Source organism: Nonomuraea antimicrobica (genome assembly GCF_039536965.1).
Lineage (GTDB): Bacteria > Actinomycetota > Actinomycetes > Streptosporangiales > Streptosporangiaceae > Nonomuraea > Nonomuraea antimicrobica.
Window position 1 is genome coordinate 129,608 of sequence record NZ_BAAAZP010000022.1, and the last position, 14,580, is coordinate 144,187.

At 73.0% G+C, this 14,580-nt stretch carries 15 protein-coding genes; 10 read left to right on the forward strand and 5 right to left on the reverse strand.

Features of this window, described 5'->3' with window-relative positions:
- The first annotated feature begins 13 nt into the window (after positions 1-13).
- Genes ABD844_RS07990 through ABD844_RS08000 form a run of 3 tightly spaced genes read left to right on the forward strand, consistent with a single transcriptional unit; the run spans position 14 to position 2,686 of the window.
- Positions 14-1,090 carry an alanine racemase gene (locus tag ABD844_RS07990; protein ID WP_344874514.1) on the forward strand — a complete coding sequence of 359 codons (1,077 nt, stop codon included), beginning with the start codon at positions 14-16 and terminating at the stop codon, positions 1,088-1,090.
- 9 nt (positions 1,091-1,099) lie between these two features.
- Entirely contained in the window at positions 1,100-1,480 is a 381-nt protein-coding gene (locus ABD844_RS07995) for a RidA family protein (RefSeq protein WP_344874516.1), read from the forward strand.
- Positions 1,481-1,489: 9 nt separating this feature from the next.
- Positions 1,490-2,686 (forward strand): hypothetical protein, encoded by a 1,197-nt coding sequence (locus ABD844_RS08000; RefSeq protein WP_344874518.1) that lies wholly within the window; start codon positions 1,490-1,492, stop codon positions 2,684-2,686.
- Here the strand turns inward: ABD844_RS08000 and ABD844_RS08005 are convergent.
- Positions 2,683-3,243 carry a TetR/AcrR family transcriptional regulator gene (locus tag ABD844_RS08005; protein ID WP_344874520.1) on the reverse strand — a complete coding sequence of 187 codons (561 nt, stop codon included), beginning with the start codon at positions 3,241-3,243 and terminating at the stop codon, positions 2,683-2,685. The two genes, ABD844_RS08000 and ABD844_RS08005, sit on opposite strands and share 4 nt — an antisense overlap.
- A 5-nt stretch (positions 3,244-3,248) precedes the next feature.
- Positions 3,249-3,863: a LysE family translocator gene (locus ABD844_RS08010; RefSeq protein WP_344874522.1), complete on the reverse strand. Its 615-nt coding sequence runs from the start codon at positions 3,861-3,863 to the stop codon at positions 3,249-3,251.
- A 102-nt stretch (positions 3,864-3,965) separates the two neighbouring features.
- Here ABD844_RS08010 and ABD844_RS08015 point away from each other — a divergent pair, with 102 nt between their 5' ends.
- Positions 3,966-6,767: a helix-turn-helix transcriptional regulator gene (locus tag ABD844_RS08015; protein WP_344874523.1), complete on the forward strand. Its 2,802-nt coding sequence runs from the start codon at positions 3,966-3,968 to the stop codon at positions 6,765-6,767.
- An 87-nt stretch (positions 6,768-6,854) separates the two neighbouring features.
- On the opposite strand, the gene ABD844_RS08020 is transcribed toward ABD844_RS08015, so the two are convergent.
- On the reverse strand, positions 6,855-8,093 hold the full coding sequence (locus ABD844_RS08020) for a hypothetical protein (RefSeq protein WP_344874525.1): 1,239 nt from the start codon (positions 8,091-8,093) through the stop codon (positions 6,855-6,857).
- Positions 8,094-8,234: 141 nt separating this feature from the next.
- Here ABD844_RS08020 and ABD844_RS08025 point away from each other — a divergent pair, with 141 nt between their 5' ends.
- Positions 8,235-9,377 (forward strand): DUF418 domain-containing protein, encoded by a 1,143-nt coding sequence (locus ABD844_RS08025; RefSeq protein WP_344874527.1) that lies wholly within the window; start codon positions 8,235-8,237, stop codon positions 9,375-9,377.
- On the opposite strand, the gene ABD844_RS08030 is transcribed toward ABD844_RS08025, so the two are convergent.
- Positions 9,374-10,312 (reverse strand): AraC family transcriptional regulator, encoded by a 939-nt coding sequence (locus ABD844_RS08030; RefSeq protein ID WP_344874529.1) that lies wholly within the window; start codon positions 10,310-10,312, stop codon positions 9,374-9,376. The two genes, ABD844_RS08025 and ABD844_RS08030, sit on opposite strands and share 4 nt — an antisense overlap.
- A gap of 118 nt (positions 10,313-10,430) precedes the next feature.
- Here ABD844_RS08030 and ABD844_RS08035 point away from each other — a divergent pair, with 118 nt between their 5' ends.
- The 4 genes from ABD844_RS08035 to ABD844_RS08050 all read left to right on the forward strand — a co-directional run bounded on the left by ABD844_RS08035 (position 10,431) and on the right by ABD844_RS08050 (position 14,054).
- Positions 10,431-10,988, forward strand: coding sequence for an NADPH-dependent FMN reductase (locus ABD844_RS08035; RefSeq protein ID WP_344874531.1), 558 nt, complete (start codon positions 10,431-10,433; stop codon positions 10,986-10,988).
- Positions 10,989-11,089: 101 nt separating this feature from the next.
- The gene (locus tag ABD844_RS08040) at positions 11,090-11,746 is read left to right on the forward strand and encodes an alpha/beta fold hydrolase (RefSeq protein WP_344874533.1); all 657 of its coding nucleotides are present in this window, start codon (positions 11,090-11,092) and stop codon (positions 11,744-11,746) included.
- 28 nt (positions 11,747-11,774) lie between these two features.
- Positions 11,775-12,752, forward strand: coding sequence for a threo-3-hydroxy-L-aspartate ammonia-lyase (locus ABD844_RS08045; RefSeq protein ID WP_344874535.1), 978 nt, complete (start codon positions 11,775-11,777; stop codon positions 12,750-12,752).
- A 42-nt stretch (positions 12,753-12,794) separates the two neighbouring features.
- A complete protein-coding gene (locus ABD844_RS08050) occupies positions 12,795-14,054 on the forward strand; it encodes an MFS transporter (protein ID WP_344874537.1) in 1,260 nt (419 codons plus the stop codon).
- On the opposite strand, the gene ABD844_RS08055 is transcribed toward ABD844_RS08050, so the two are convergent.
- Positions 14,012-14,317, reverse strand: a complete 306-nt coding sequence (locus tag ABD844_RS08055; RefSeq protein ID WP_344874538.1) for a helix-turn-helix domain-containing protein — start codon at positions 14,315-14,317, stop codon at positions 14,012-14,014. The genes ABD844_RS08050 and ABD844_RS08055 overlap by 43 nt on opposite strands.
- On the opposite strand from ABD844_RS08055, the gene ABD844_RS08060 reads away from it, so the two are divergent.
- Positions 14,316-14,580, forward strand: a 265-nt coding sequence (locus tag ABD844_RS08060) for a hypothetical protein (RefSeq protein WP_344874540.1), incomplete at its 3' end; no start/stop codon positions are given. The genes ABD844_RS08055 and ABD844_RS08060 overlap by 2 nt on opposite strands.

Below are 14,580 nucleotides of genomic sequence, written 5' to 3' on the forward strand. Positions count from 1 at the left end.
CGAAGGGGGTGTTGTGCCGGCGATCCTCGGCCAGTCGGTCTTCGACGGCGAGCTCGAATTTCCCGCGATGGTGGTGCACCGCGACGCGCTGGAGCACAACATCACCACGATGGCGGCCTTCGTCCGCGACCACGGCATGGAGCTGGCCCCGCACGCCAAGACGCACATGTCTCCCGAGATCGCCGCGCTGCAGCTCGCCGCCGGCGCGTGGGGGCTCACGGTGGCCACGCCCCGGCAGGCCGAGACGGTCAGGGGCTTCGGCGTGGGCCGGATCATGGTGGCCAACCAGATCGTCGATCCCGCGGGGCTCGCGTGGGCCGCGCGTGAGCTGGCGGCCGACCCGGAGTTCGAGTTCCTGAGCTTCGTCGACTCCAGGGCGGGGGTCGACATCCTGGCCAGGCACGCGGGCGAGCGGCCGTTCCGGGTGCTGGTGGAGCTGGGGCACGAGGGCGGGCGGGCCGGGTGCCGCACGCTCGACGAGCTGCTCGAGGTGGCCGCGTACGCGCAGCGGACGCCCGGCGTCGAGGTGGCCGGGGTCGCCGGGTACGAGGGCGCGCTCAAGACCGCCGACGAGGTCCGGAAATATCTCGACTCGCTGGCCGAGGCCGTCGAGTACGTCCGGGTCAAGAGCCCCATCCTGACCGTGGGCGGCAGCCAGTGGTTCGACGTGATCGGCCGCGAGCTGGTCGCCGCCCAGGCCCGGGTCCTGCTGCGCAGCGGCGCCTACGTCACCCACGACGACGGCTTCTACCGCGAGCACACTCCGTTCAACCGCATCGAGGGCGAGCTGCGCCCGGCGCTGGAGGTGTGGGCGCACGTGTTGTCCACGCCCGAGCCCGGCCTCGCCGTCGTGGGCATGGGCAAGCGCGACGCCCCCTACGACGAGGGCCTGCCGATCCCGCGCCGCGGCGGTGTCACCGTCGTGAAGATGCAGGATCAGCACACCGTGGTCCGCGCCACCGGGCTCAAGCCCGGTGACCTGCTGGCCTTCGGCATCTCCCATCCGTGCACGGCGTTCGACAAGTGGCGCGTGCTGCCGCTGGTGGACCGGGACTACCGTGTCGTTGGCACTGTAAGCACGAATTTCTAGGGAGATCAGGTGAAAAAGGAGCTCAAGACCACGGAGGGCGCCGCCCCGGTCGGCGCCTACTCGCAGGGGCTCGTGGTGGGCGACTTCGTCTACACCTCCGGCGCGGGGCCGCTCGACCCGCAGACGGGCGAGGTCGTCGGCGACGACGTGGCCGCCCAGACCCACCAGGTCATGCGCAACCTCGGCGCCATTTTGGCGGCGCACGGCCTCGGCTTCGACGACGTGGTCAAGTCCACGGTGCACCTCCAGCACCTCAAGCGTGACTTCAAGGCGTACAACGAGGTCTACAGGTCGTACTTCAACGCGCCTTACCCCGTCCGCACGACCGTGGGCTCGGAGTTGATGGACATCCTCGTGGAGATCGACTTCGTCGCGCACAAGAGCGCTTAGGGTCTGCGTGTGGACAGTTCGGTGTACGTCTTCGTCGAGGACCTGCGCGGCGAAGGCGTCGAGCGGGTGCTCGACAGGATCAGCGGTTACGGCGTCTCCGGCATCACCGTCGGCGCCGTGCACCACTCCTCCATCGACGTCACCCCGCACGGGCTGTCCCGGCTGACGGTGCGCCACGACGGGGCCCACTTCACCCCGCCGCCGGAGTTGTTCGCCGGGCTGCGGCTGAGCCCCGTGCCCGGCTACCCGGAGGCTTTCGACGGGCTGCGCGAGGCGTGCGCGAGACGGTCCATGAAGCTCCACGGCTGGACGGTCTTCCTGCGCAACACCACGCTCGGCACCGAGCATCCCGACGTGACCGTACGCGACTGCTTCGGCGACCGTGGTTCGCTCACCGCCCTGTGCCCGGCCCACCCCGACGTGCGCGAATACGCCGTCGCGCTGGCCAGGGCGGTGGCCAGGCTGGGCGTCGACAGCGTGGTGGCCGAGGCGCTGCACTTCCGGCCGGTCAGGCCGCAGCGCTCGTTCGTGCCGCTCGGGCCGATGGACGCCTACCTGTTCGGGCTCTGCTTCTGCGACTACTGCCTGCGCCGCGCCACCGACCTGGGCGTGAACGCGGAGGTGGCGCGAGACGAGTGCGCCAGGATCGTGGGCGGGGTCTTCGACGGCGACCCGCCCGCGCAGGGCGAGGTGACCAGGGCGGCACTGACCGCGTACGCCGGGCCGGATGTCGTGGCCTACGCCCGCGCGCGCTCCGAGACGGTCACCACGCTGGTGTCCGAGGTGTCCTCGGCGGTGGCCGAGGAGGGCTCGAAGCTGGTGTTCATCGACTCGACCGGGGCGGTCAAGGGCTACGCCGACGGGCTGCCCACGCCCGGCCTGGCCGCCCACGACGCCTGGCAGCTCGGCGTCGACCTGGTGGCGCTGGGTGACCTGGTGCCCGCGTTCGGGGTGCTGGCCTACGCGCGTGACGCGGCGCGGGTGGCCGACGACGTGGGGGCCTACCTGCGTTCCGTGGGCAAGGACCGGGAGGTGCGGGCGGTGCTGCGGCCCGGCTATCCCGACAGCGACTCCGTCGACCGGCTGGTGGCCAAGGCGCGCGGCGCCAAGGCGGCGGGGGCGCTGGCGGTCGACTTCTACGCGTACGGGCTGGTGCCGTACCCCGTGCTCGACCGCATCCCGGCGGCGCTGGCGGAGACCCGCTAGGCGGCGCCGGGCCCTCGACGGACGCCGTCGAGGAGCGCCGAGACGGCCTCGGCGGGGAAGTCGTCGGCCACCCGCAGCCCTCGGAACACCGCCCGCATCCAGACCGCCCCGGCCAGCAGGTCGACGATCAGCATCGGGTCGGCCGACCCCTTCAGCTCGCCCCTGCGCGCCGCGCGCTCGAAGATCTCGCGTTCCCTGGCGAAACGGTCGGCGAAGAAGCGCCGCGCGTCCAACTCGGGATGGCGGACGGCGGCGCCCAGCGCGGCCACGGCGATGTCGCTGCCCGGCGGCTCGGTCAGCAGCCGCCTGACGCCCTCCACCAGCGCGACCAGGTCGCCGCGCAGGCTCCCCGTGTCGGGCGCGTCGAAGCCCAGGACGTCGGACTCGACCAGCGCCGCCCCCAGCAGCGCGGCCTTCGACGGCCACCAGCGGTAGATCGTCGTCTTGTTGACGCCCGAGCGCTCGGCGACCCCCTCGACGGTCAGCCCGTCGTAGCCCTTCTCGGCGACCAGCCGCAACGTCGCATCGAAGATCTCCCGCTGCTTCCTCGGCGCCATGAGGCCTATTTTCTCCCGGCGAACGCCGTGGCCACGCCCAGCCCGAGGTAGACGACGCCGCTGACGTGACGCAGGGTCCTGGCCCTGGTGCCGAGGCGGCGGCCGAGGGTGCCGGCGGTGACGGCGTACACGAGGTCGGAGACCAGGCCGAGGAGCAGCAGCGTGAGGCCGAACACCGCCACCTGGAGCGCGGGCGAGCCCGCGTCGGGGCGCACGAACTGCGGCAGGAACGCCAGGAAGAACAGCGCCACCTTGGGGTTGAGCACGTTGACCAGGACGCCTTCGAGGAACACCTTGCCCAGCGGCTGCGGCTCAGGCCGGCCGGGCTCCGCGTCCTTGCCGGTGAACGCGCGGATGCCCAGGTAGACGAGGTAGGCGACGCCGGCCCACTTGACGATCGCGAACAGCGTGGCCGATTGCTTGATCACGTACGACAGGCCTGCGGCGGCGGCCGCGATGTGCACGAGCGTGCCGGTCTCCACGCCCAGTGCGCTCGCCAGGCCCGCCGCCCGGCCCTGGGCGATCCCTCTGGCGGTGATGTAGAGGTGGTTCGGCCCTGGGATGAGGACCAGCGCGAGCGAGGCCGTCACGAAGAAGGCAAAATTCGTGGAAGATATCACGAAAGAGCAGCGTAAGATGGTTTTGGTATGTCGGAGAGGGCCAATCTCGGCCCGCTTTTCCGGACCAATTCTCTGTCAGTGGAGCGTGGCATAGTTTCAGGCGTGAACGGTCTTCTCGTCGGACGATCCGCTGAGCTGGCGGGGCTGGTGCGGGTGCTCCAGTCCGCCGCCGCAGGCGTGGCCGGGGTGGCGCTCGTCGGCGGTGACGCGGGGATCGGCAAGACCCGGCTGATCACCGAGCTGGCCGCCGAGGCTCGCGAGCGCGGCTTCCACGTGCTGATCGGCCAGTGCGCCGAGCTCGGCGACGCGCTGCCCTACCTGCCGCTGGCCGACGCGCTGCGCGGCGCCGAGCCCGCCGTTCGCGAGGCCGCCGCCGCCCACCCCATGCTCGGCGGGCTGCTGCCCGGCACGGAGAGCGCGTCCTCCACCGGTCTCACGCAGCAGCGGCTGTTCGGCTCGCTGCTCGGGCTGCTGTCCGACGTGCAGCCGGTGCTGTTCGTGATCGAAGACCTGCACTGGGCCGACCGCTCCACCCGCGACCTGCTGGTCTTCCTCAGCCGCATGGTGCAGAGCGAGCGGGTCTGCGTGGTCGGCACCTACCGCACCGACGACCTGCACCGCCGCCACCCGCTGCGATCCGTGCTGGCCGAGCTGAAGCGCCTGCCCACGGTCATGAACGTCGAGCTGGGGCCGCTGGGCTCGGGCGACATGTCCGACTACGTCGCCAGCATGGGCGCGGTCGACGCCCACGGGCTCGGCCTCATCGTGTCGCGCGCCGACGGCAACCCGTTCTACGCCGAAGAGCTGTTCGCCGCCATGGCCGAGGGCGACCGGCTGCCCGACGGGCTGGCCAGCCTGCTGATGTCCAGGGTCGAGGTGCTGTCGGAGCCGGGGCAGCGGGTGCTGCGGGCCGCCGCCGTGGCCGGCCGCAGCGTGGAGGACGACCTGCTGCGCGAGGTGTCCGGGCTGCCGCTGGCCGAGTTCGAGGAGGCGGTGCGGGAGATCGTCTCGCGCGGCCTGCTCAAGATCAAGGGCCACGGCTACGCCTTCCGCCACGCGCTGCTCCAGGAGGCCGTCTACACCGACCTGCTGCCGGGCGAGCGCACCAGGCTGCACGCCGCCTTCGCCCGCCTGCTCAGCTCCCCGGCCGAGCTGGCGCACCACCACCTCGCGGGCCACGACCTGGCCGGGGCGCTGGCGGCGTCCGTCGAGGCGGGCCGAGCGGCCGAGCGGGTTGGGGCGCCCGCCGAGGCACACAGTCACTACGACCGTGCGCTCGGCCTGTGGGACCGCGTGGTAGACGCCGCCCGGCTGGCCGGGGAGAGCCGGACCGAGCTGGCCTTCCGCAGTGCCGTGATGGCGGCCGACAGCGGCGACAACCACCGGGCCGCCGTCCAGTTGCGGGCGTTGCCGCCGACGTCGGAGGTCAGCGAGCGGCTGGCCTACTACCTCTTCGAGCTCGACGACAGCGCGGGCGCGGTCGCGGCGGCCGAGCGGGCCGTCGAGAGCGCCGACGACCCGGCCGCGCTCGCCCGCGCGCTGTCCACCTACGCCCGCACGCTGTTGTGGTCGTCGCGGCACCAGGAGGTCGAGGCGCTGTGCGGCCGGGCGCTCGAGACCGCCCGCGCCGCCGGGGCCCGAGACGCCGAGGTGGGCGCCATGCTCACGCTGGCCACGTTCGTCGAGCAGCGCGCCGACGTGGCCACGGCGCACAAGCTGGTCGAGGCGGCCTCCGCAGAGGGCACCGGCGACCTGGCGATGGACCTGCGGGCCCGCTTCCACCACGCCCGCATCCACTACGAGCAGGGGCTGCTCGCGCACGCCGCCGAGGTGGCCGACGAGGGCGTCAGGATGGCCGCCGAGACCGGGCTCAAGTGGAGCACCTTCGGCACCGACCTGCGGTTCCTGCGCTTCCTCATCCACTACGTGGCCGGCGAGTGGGACCAGGCCGAGCTGGTCGCGGGAGGCTTCGGCGCGCGGGTGGGCACGCAGCCCGAGGCCGTCCTGTCGTCGTTCGCGCTGTTCATCGAGGTCGCGCGCGACCTGCCCGCGGTCGAGGGGCGGCTGAGGTGGCTGCGGCCCTTCTGGTCCGACGAGCTGGCCGCCTACATGTCCAGGGGCCTGGCGGCCGAGCACGCGCTGTGGCACGGCGACCCGGCGGCGGCGCTCGACCATGTGCAGGCCGCCATCGCGGGGCTGATGGACGGCGAGGCGGGCGTGCTGCGGCTGGCCGCCGTCGGGCTGTGGGCGCTGGCCGAGCTGGGCACCACCGAGGGCGCCGACGAGCTGCGCGCCCGCGCCCGCGTCGCGGTCGAGGCGGGCCCCGTCGGGGAGGGCGGCTACCTGGGGGCCGAGGGGCTGGCCTGGGCGCTGCGGGTGGAGGCCGAGTGGCACCGCGTGCACGGGCGGCTCGACGTGGAGGCGTGGCGGCGGGTGGTGGCGGCCTTCGACTTCGGGTTCGTCTACGAGGTGGCGCGGGCCCGGTGGCGGCTGGCCGAGGCGCTGCTGGCGGCGGGCGACCGCGAGGGGGCACTGGAGGAGTGGGCGCTGGCCAGGGAGACGGCGGGCAAGCTGCGCGCCGTGCCGCTGGAGAACGCCCTCCTCGACTTCGGCCGCCGCGCCCGCTTCGGCTCGGGCACCGGCTCCGGTGGCCGGGGCTCCGTCGGTCAGGGCGGCGGCGGTCAGGGCGGCGGTCAGGGCGGCGGTCAGGGCGGGCTCACGGCTCGGGAGGCTGAGGTGCTGCGGCTGGTCGCCGACGGGCTGACCAACCGGGAGATCGCGGAGCGGCTGTTCATCGCCCAGAAGACGGTGAGCGTCCACGTGTCCAACATCCTGGCCAAGCTGGGCGTCGCCACCCGCACCCAGGCCGCCGCGGCCGCCCGGCAACGCGGCCTGCTGACCTAGCCCGCCTGAGGTGGGTCGTGTCCCCACCACGGCAGTGGCGCGGCCGGGCGGCCTGCGGCTCGGCGGGCCTGATGCCGGGCCCGGCGGTCAGCTCGTGATGGTCTGGTCGCGCAGCAGGAAATAGCTCGCGTGGTCGGTCTGCAGGTAGGCGTGGAAGTTCGGGGCCATGCTGTCGGCCGACTTGTCCGCCGTGACGATCGTGACGACCACATACTTCTTGGACGCGCTTGAGAGGATCTTGCCGTAGACGTACTTGGTGTGGGCCTTGTCCTGGCGCCACCTGACCGCGTCCGACGAGAGTTTGGCGAGGCGGTCGGCCGTGGTCTTGGCGGCCTTGTCGCTGGGGAAGGACATCATGATCTGCACGGCCTTGAGGTGGCCGCTGTAGGCGGAGTAGGCGAGCTGGATCGCGCGCTGGCAGTCGTTCTTGGCCAGCAGGCCCTGGCCGTCCACCGGGGTGCACGAGTTGTAGGTCCAGCCGGCGACCTTGTTGGCCTGGAACTTGACGCCGCCCAGGGCGAAGTCCCAGTCGTCGAACTCCTCGTCGGTGAGCGGCGAGCCGGGCTGGGCCTGGTTCGAGGACGAGTCGGGCTCGGAGGTGGGCTGTGCCGGGGTCGGGTCGTCCGAGGCTGAGGTGTCGGGGGTCGGGTCGTCCGGGGTCGGGTCGTCCGACGGCCGGCCGGATGAGGGCGCCCGGGTGTCGGCGGGCTGGGCGATGGGGGTGGACCCTCCGGCGGAGCTGAGGTAGAGGTACACGCCCACGCCGCCGCCACCGAGGAGGAGCACGGCCAGACCGACGGCCAGCCCGATGATCAGGGCGGTGTTGCTCTTGGCGGGAGGGCGGGGAGCGTAGCCCGCCGGTGGGAACGGGCCGCCCTGCGGACTCTGCTGGTACGGGCCGCCGCCGTAGCCGGGTTGTTGGTGCGGGCCGGGTGCCTGACCGTGGCCCGGCTGGTGCTGTGGGCCGGGTGTCTGGCCGTGGCCCGGCTGTTGGTGCGGGCCGGGTGTCTGGCCGTAGCCCTGTTGCCAGGGGTCGGTGGCCTGGCCGTGGCCTGGCTGGTGCTGCGGGTCCGGCTGCCGGCCGTGGCCCGGCTGGGGCGGGTGCGGGCTGGGCGTCCAGCCGTAGTTCGGTTGCTGGGGGCCTGGTTGGCCGCCCTGGTCCGGCGGCGGTTGGGCGGACGGCTGCGGAGGGCCGTAGGCGTTGGGGGCGGGGTGGTGCGGGGGCGGGCCGTAGGGCTGCGGAGAGCCGTACCCTTGCGGCGCCCCCTGCGCACCGCCCCGAGGTGCCGACTGGTGGGGCTGGGGAGGCTGCGGAGGGTATGCCATCCCCCCATTCTGGTGCAGCCCATTACCTTCTGCCTCAAATACCCCACTAATCGTCATCTTCCGTGGTGAAGATGCTTTGGTCGGCCCGGTGGCGACCAAGGTCTGATGCCCCGCGGCACGGGCTGTCCGTAGCTTCGGCGCATGACTGAAGTGCGCACCCCGCCCGCCAGCCGCGTCCACGAGGTGGACGTCGTACGCGGGTTCGCGCTGGCGGGCATCCTGGTCGCGAACATCGGCTACTTCGCCGACCCCGGTTACGCCCAGTCCGGCGACATGCCCATCCCCGACGGCCCGGTGGCCCTGGCGATCACCGCCTTCGTGCTGACCAAGTTCTACATCGTCTTCTCGTTCCTGTTCGGCTACTCGTTCACGCTGCAGATGCGCTCGGCCGAGCGGGCGGGCGCGAGCGTGACGGCCAGGACGCTGCGCAGGTGCCTGGGCCTGTTCGTGATCGGCGTGCTGCACGGGATCCTGCTGTGGATCGGCGACATCCTCACCCTGTACGCCGTGCTCGGCCTCGTCCTGCTCGGCCTGCGCAACCTCAGGCCGAAGACCGCCGTCGTCATCGGCTCGGCCATCGTCGGCGTGCTGACCCTGCTGTGGGCCGCGCTGGCGTGGTTGTCCAGCCTCGACCCCTCGGCCGGGCAGGCGACGCCCGTGGACGACGGAGCCAGGGCGCTGGCCCTGGCCACCGGCGGGCCGCTGGACTTCCTGACCCTGCAGCTCGAGACGTACCCGTCGATCGTGGCCATGGTCTGGCTCTTCCAGGGGCCGATGGCGCTGGCCATGTTCCTGTTCGGGCTGGCGGCGGGCAGGTCCAGGCTGCTGGAGGAGCCGGAGCGGTGGTCGCGGCTGCTGCCCCGGGTGCAGTGGATCGGCTTCGGGCTCGGACTGCCCGGCGGGATCCTGATGGCCTGGACGGCCGGAGCGGGCGGCACGGGGGAGCTGGTCGGGATGGCGGTGAACAACCTCACCTCCGTCCTGCTGGCCGCCGCGTACGTGGCGACGCTGCTGCGCGCGATCAGGCGTTTCCCCGCCGTCGGGCAGGCGCTGGCCCCGGCCGGGCGGGTGGCCGCCTCCAACTACGTGGGCCAGTCGGTGCTGGCCTGCCTGGTCTTCACCGGGTACGGCCTGGCGCTGGCGGGCCAACTGCCGCCGATCGCCGTGATGGGCGTGGCCCTGGTGATCTACACGGTGTTGCTGTGGGCGAGCGCGCGCTGGCTGCGCACCCACCGCCACGGCCCGGTCGAGTACGTCCTGCGCCGCCTCACCAACTGGGCCTAGACCGCGGCCTCCGCGCACGTCCGCCTGCGGTACTTGCCGGGCGCCACCCCGTACTCGCGCTTGAAGGCGTTGCCGAAGGCGAACTCCGAGCCGTACCCCACCTGCTCGGCCACCTCCGCCACCGACGCGTCGGTCTCGCGCAGCAGCCGCGCCGCGCTGGCCAGCCGCCACCACGTGAGGTACGCCAGCGGCGGCTGCCCCACCAGCCCCGTGAAACGCCGCGCGAACCCGGCCCGCGACAACCCCACGTGGGCGCCGAGCGACTCGACCGTCCAGCGGTGGGCGGGGGCGCGGTGGATGGCGTCGAGCGCGCCGCCGATGGCCGGGTCGGCGAGCGCGGCGGCCCAGCCGGTGTGCGCGCAGACCCCGGCCTCCCGGTCGAACCAGGCCCGCAGGATGTAGAGCTGCAACATGTCGAGCAGGGAGGTCACGACGGTGTCCGCGCCCAGGCGGGGGTTGTCGATCTCGCCCGCCAGCAGCTCGACGGCGGCCCTCAGCTCGGGGTGGCAGCCGAGCGTCGTGGGCAGGTGGATCACGGCGGGCAGCGCCTTCAGGATGGGGTGGGCCCTGCCGGTGTCGAGCCGGTAGCCGCACGACAGGGTGACGGTCTCGGCCCCCGAGCCGCCGAGGTCGGCCGACGCGAACAGGTCGAGGTCGCCGCGCGTGTCGCAGGCCACGGGGGGCAGCGGCCTGGCCGGGTCGTCGGTGAGGCCGTACCTGTCGCCGTGCGGCAGGAACACGACGTCGCCCACGCTCAGCGCGACCGGCTCACCGGCCGGGGGGATCAGCCAGCACGAGCCGCGCAGCACGACCTGGAAGCTCGACGACCCGGAGGCGCCGGGAAAGGTGTGGCCCCAGGGGGCACGCCAGGAGACGCGGGCGGAGGTCGGGCGGCCGGTGCGCATGAGGGCGACGACGTCGCTCAGGACATCCATGGGCGCAGTATAGACATGGAGACGATCGCGTATAAATGCTGGACAGCAGCGCATTCAGTATCTCAGCCCTGGCTCCTACGGTGGTCGCGTACCGAATTCCCCTGAGAAGGAGACCACGATGGCCAAGGTCGGCATCATTCTGGGCAGCACCCGTCCCGGACGCAACGGCGAGGCGGTGGCGCGGTGGGTCCACGAGCTCGCGGCCAAGCGCGGCGACGCCGAGTACGCGCTCATCGACCTGAAGGACTACGACCTGGGCCACCTGGACGAGCCCAAGATCCCGGCCATGGGCGACTACGCGCACGAGCACACCAAGCGCTGGGCCGCCACGGTGGCCACGCTCGACGCCTTCGTGTTCGTGACTCCGGAGTACAACCACTCCATCCCGGGCGCGCTCAAGGACGCCATCGACTTCCTGTACGCGGAATGGGGCAACAAGGCGGCCGGGTTCGTCGGCTACGGCGTGGACGGCGCGGTGCGCGCCGTGGAGCACCTGCGCCACGTCCTGGCGATGGTGTGCGTGGCCACCGTGCAGCAGCAGGTCGCGCTCTCGATCTTCACCGACTTCGAGAACGCCACCGACTTCAAGCCCGCCGCCGCCCACGAGGACAAGCTGAACGCCATGCTCGACCAGGTGCTCGCCTGGAGCTCCGCGCTCGGCTCCCTGCGGGCCTGAGGCGGCGCTCCGGCCGGCCTCCGGGCCCGCACGTGCGCGCGTGCGAGGGCGGGTAAGGTCAAAGCGGTCGCGCCGCCAAGGGAACGGGGTCGTAGTGCCGGATGATCTATGAGGAGTTCGTCCGCGTTTCTCGAGATCCGGCGGTGGAGCTGTTCACCGTACGGGCCGCCGAGTCGCTCGGCCGTGACCCCTTGCTGGTCATCCACGGCGGCCCCGACTGGGATCACGCCTACCTGCTGGACCCGTTGGCGAAGCTCGCCGACCGCCACGACGTGATCTTTCCGGACCTGCGGGGATGCGGGCGGTCCACCCGCGGCCTCCCCGACGACCAGTACACCCCGGCCGCCGCGACCGCCGAGGTGTGGTCGGACCCGGCGCTGTCGGGGCCTGCGCTCACCCGCGCGGCGGCGTTCGCCGGTGCCGAGGCGGACGTCTGGCGGGCGGAGGCCCTCGACGCCTACCGCGAACGCCTGTCACGGGTACGGTTCTCGGCCGAGTGGCTGCGCCCCTGGCGGGCGGGCACCCTGCCCCCGGCCCGGCCCGATCGTGCCGCGGGCCGGCTGGCCGTGCTCGGCGTGCCGATCCTGTTGCTGCACGGTCGCCGGGACATGACGTTCCCGGCTGCGCTGACGGAACGGGCGGGGGAGCTGATCCCGTCCGCTCGGGCGGTGCTTCTCGACGAGGCGGGTCACATGGCGCACGTCGACCGGCCCGGCGCCTGGCTGGCGGCCGTGGCGGACTTCCTGTCGGCACCCTGACACCACCACCCCGGAGGAAACGACGAGCATGGCCAACACGCTGCCGGTCACCCTGGACGACGTCCACGACGCCGCCGCCCGCATCAAGGGCGTCGCCCACCGCACCCCCGTCCTGCGCTCCCGGACCCTCGACGCCCTCGTGGGCGCCGAGGTGTTCCTGAAGTGCGAGAACTTCCAGCGCGTCGGGGCGTTCAAGTTCCGCGGGGCCTACAACGCCGTCTCCCGGCTCTCGCCCGCGCAACTGGCGAGGGGCGTGGCGGCGTACTCGTCGGGCAACCACGCCCAGGCCACCGCCCTGGCCGCGCGCGAGCTGGGCAGCACCGCGGTGATCGTCATGCCCGGCGACGCGCCGCGCTCCAAGATGGCGGCCACCGCCGGTTACGGCGCGGAGATCGTCACCTACGACCGCTACACCGGCGACCGGGTGGCCATCGGCGAGGCGCTGGCGGCCGAGCGGGGCCTGACGCTGATCCCCCCGTACGAGCATCCCCACGTCATCGCCGGGCAGGGCACCGCCGCGCTGGAGCTCATCGAGGAGGTCGGCGACCTCGACGCGCTGCTCACGCCCATCGGGGGCGGCGGGCTGATCGCGGGCAGCGCGACGGCGGCCAAGGGCCTGCTGCCGGGGATCCGGGTGATCGGCGTGGAGCCCGAGGACGGCGACGACACCAAGCGCTCGCTCAGCGCGGGTGAGCGGGTGTCGATCCCGGTCCCGCGGACGATCGCCGACGGCCTGGCCTCCGAGATCCCCGGCGAGCTGACGTTCTCGCTCAACCGGCGTCTGGTGGACGAGGTCGTGCTGGCGAGCGACGACGACATCAGGGCGGCGATGCGGTTCGCGTTCGAGCGCATGAAGATCGTCGTCGAGCCGAGCGGGGCGATCCCGCTGGCCGCGCTGCTGTCGAAGCGGGCGGGCGACCTGCCGAGGCGGATCGGCGTGATCGTCTCGGGCGGCAACGTCGACACCCGCCGCTTCGCCGAACTCTGCGCGGACGCGCCCGGCTGACCCGCTGTCGGTGTGCTCGCGGGCGGCGGCACAATAGGCGGGATGACCTCCCCCCAGCCGGACGCCCGCGAGCGCCAGGACTTCCGGCGCCTCTGGTCGGGCGCCACCGTCAGCCAGCTCGGATCGGCCGTCGGCATGGTCGCGCTGCCCGTGGTCGCCGTCACCGTCGTCGGGGCCTCGGCGTTCGAGGTGGCGCTGCTGTCCGCGTTCACCGCGGTCACCACGGCGCTCCTGGCCTTCCCGCTGGGCACGTACGTCGAGTTCCGCCGCAAGCGGCCCATCATGATCACGACCGACGTCGTCAGGTTCGCCGCGCTGGCGAGCGTCCCTGCCGCGGCGGCGCTGGACGTGCTGACCTTCGCCCACCTGTGTGTCATCGCCGTCGTCAACGCCTCCTGCCTGATCGCGTTCACCGCGGCGGCCCAGTCGCACCTCAAGGCGTTGGTCTCCGGCCCGCGCCTGATCGAGGCCAACAGCCGTCTCGAGTCGACCCGCTGGCTCAGCGTCTCGGCCGGGCCGTCCGCCGCGGGAGCGCTCATCGGCCTGCTCGGCGCGGCCGGTTCGTTGCTGATCGACGCCGTGTCGTTCCTGGTCAGCGCGGTGGCCGTCAGGTCACTGCGCACCCGGGAGCCCGCGCCGCCGGTACGCGAGCGGGGCGCGTCCAGGCGGGCGGAGCTGTTCGCCGGATGGCGGTTCGCTTGGCGGCACCCGCACCTGCGGCCGATGCTGGTGAGCTGGGTGACCTTCGCCGGGGCCAGCTCGATGGGGGCCGCGGTGTCGGCCGTGTTCTACCTGCGTGATCTGGGCTTCGAGCCCTGGGAGTACGGCCTGGTCATGGGCGTGCCCTCGCTGGGCGGCTTCGCCGGGGCCCGGCTGGCGCCCCGGCTGGTGGCGCGGCTGGGCGCCGTACGCGCGCTGTGGTGGACGAGCGTGTCGCGCGGCCCCTGGTACTTCCTCATCCCGGCCGCCGTGCCCGGCACCCCGGGGTTGCTGATGTGCGGCTTCGGGTTCGGGATGGTGCTGCTGTTCGCGGGCGCGGCCAACTCCACCATGACGAGCTACCGCCAGCAGCGGACGCCCGACGAGCTGATGGCCAGGGTGGCGGCCCTGTGGTCGTTCGCGACGACGGTCACCCAGCCGCTGTTCATCCTGCTCGGCGGCCTGGTCGCGACCTGGGCCGACAGCCGTGCCGCGCTCTTCGCGGCGGCGGCCCTGATGTGCGCGTCGGCGTTCCTGCTGCCGCGCGGCTCCGCGGACGGTCACCGTCTGGACGCGCCGGGATCGTCCGGTTCGGCGGGCTGAGCGGCCTCGTTCCCATCCACCAGGGCGGCCAGTTCGGCGCGGCGGGAGATGCCGAGCTTGGCGTACACGCGGGCCAGGTTGTTGTTCACGGTCGCCACGGTCAGCCCGAGCCGCTCGGCGACCTGCTTGCTGCTGTGCCGGGCGGCCAGGACGGCGACCTCGCGTTCCCTGCGCGTGAGCACCCCCGTGCGGTCGTACTCCAGCAGCGGTGTGACCGCCCCCTCGCAGCGGTCGCGGAGCCGGGCCGCGCGTTCTGCCGCCATGACGGCCTTGCCGGTCAGCCGGCAGGACGTGGCCGAGCCGGGCGAGGTCGGTGGCCGCGTCGCACAGCGTGTCGCCGTCCAGGTTCGCCAGTGCCCGCGCGGCGGTCGCCAGCGTCCGGCCGTACGGGGTGCCGAGCGCGGCGCCGAGTTCGTCCAGCCTGGCGAGGTCCGGGTCGCCGCCGAGCCGCGCGACGTCGTAGTGGGCCCGGCACTCCACGGTGGGCAGCCCGATCTCGCGGGCCAGCGCGGCGGCGCGCTCGGCG

What these genes read in the sequence shown, in the direction of transcription:
- ABD844_RS08040 (WP_344874533.1), top strand. Translation starts at nt 11,090, where the DNA reads ATGATCTATGAGGAGTTCGTCCGCGTTTCTCGAGATCCGGCGGTGGAG.
- ABD844_RS08005 (WP_344874520.1), bottom strand. Translation starts at nt 3,243, where the DNA reads ATGGCGCCGAGGAAGCAGCGGGAGATCTTCGATGCGACGTTGCGGCTG.
- ABD844_RS08025 (WP_344874527.1), top strand. Translation starts at nt 8,235, where the DNA reads ATGACTGAAGTGCGCACCCCGCCCGCCAGCCGCGTCCACGAGGTGGAC.
- ABD844_RS08030 (WP_344874529.1), bottom strand. Translation starts at nt 10,312, where the DNA reads ATGGATGTCCTGAGCGACGTCGTCGCCCTCATGCGCACCGGCCGCCCG.
- ABD844_RS08045 (WP_344874535.1), top strand. Translation starts at nt 11,775, where the DNA reads ATGGCCAACACGCTGCCGGTCACCCTGGACGACGTCCACGACGCCGCC.
- ABD844_RS08050 (WP_344874537.1), top strand. Translation starts at nt 12,795, where the DNA reads ATGACCTCCCCCCAGCCGGACGCCCGCGAGCGCCAGGACTTCCGGCGC.
- ABD844_RS08055 (WP_344874538.1), bottom strand. Translation starts at nt 14,317, where the DNA reads ATGGCGGCAGAACGCGCGGCCCGGCTCCGCGACCGCTGCGAGGGGGCG.
- ABD844_RS08020 (WP_344874525.1), bottom strand. Translation starts at nt 8,093, where the DNA reads ATGGCATACCCTCCGCAGCCTCCCCAGCCCCACCAGTCGGCACCTCGG.
- ABD844_RS08035 (WP_344874531.1), top strand. Translation starts at nt 10,431, where the DNA reads ATGGCCAAGGTCGGCATCATTCTGGGCAGCACCCGTCCCGGACGCAAC.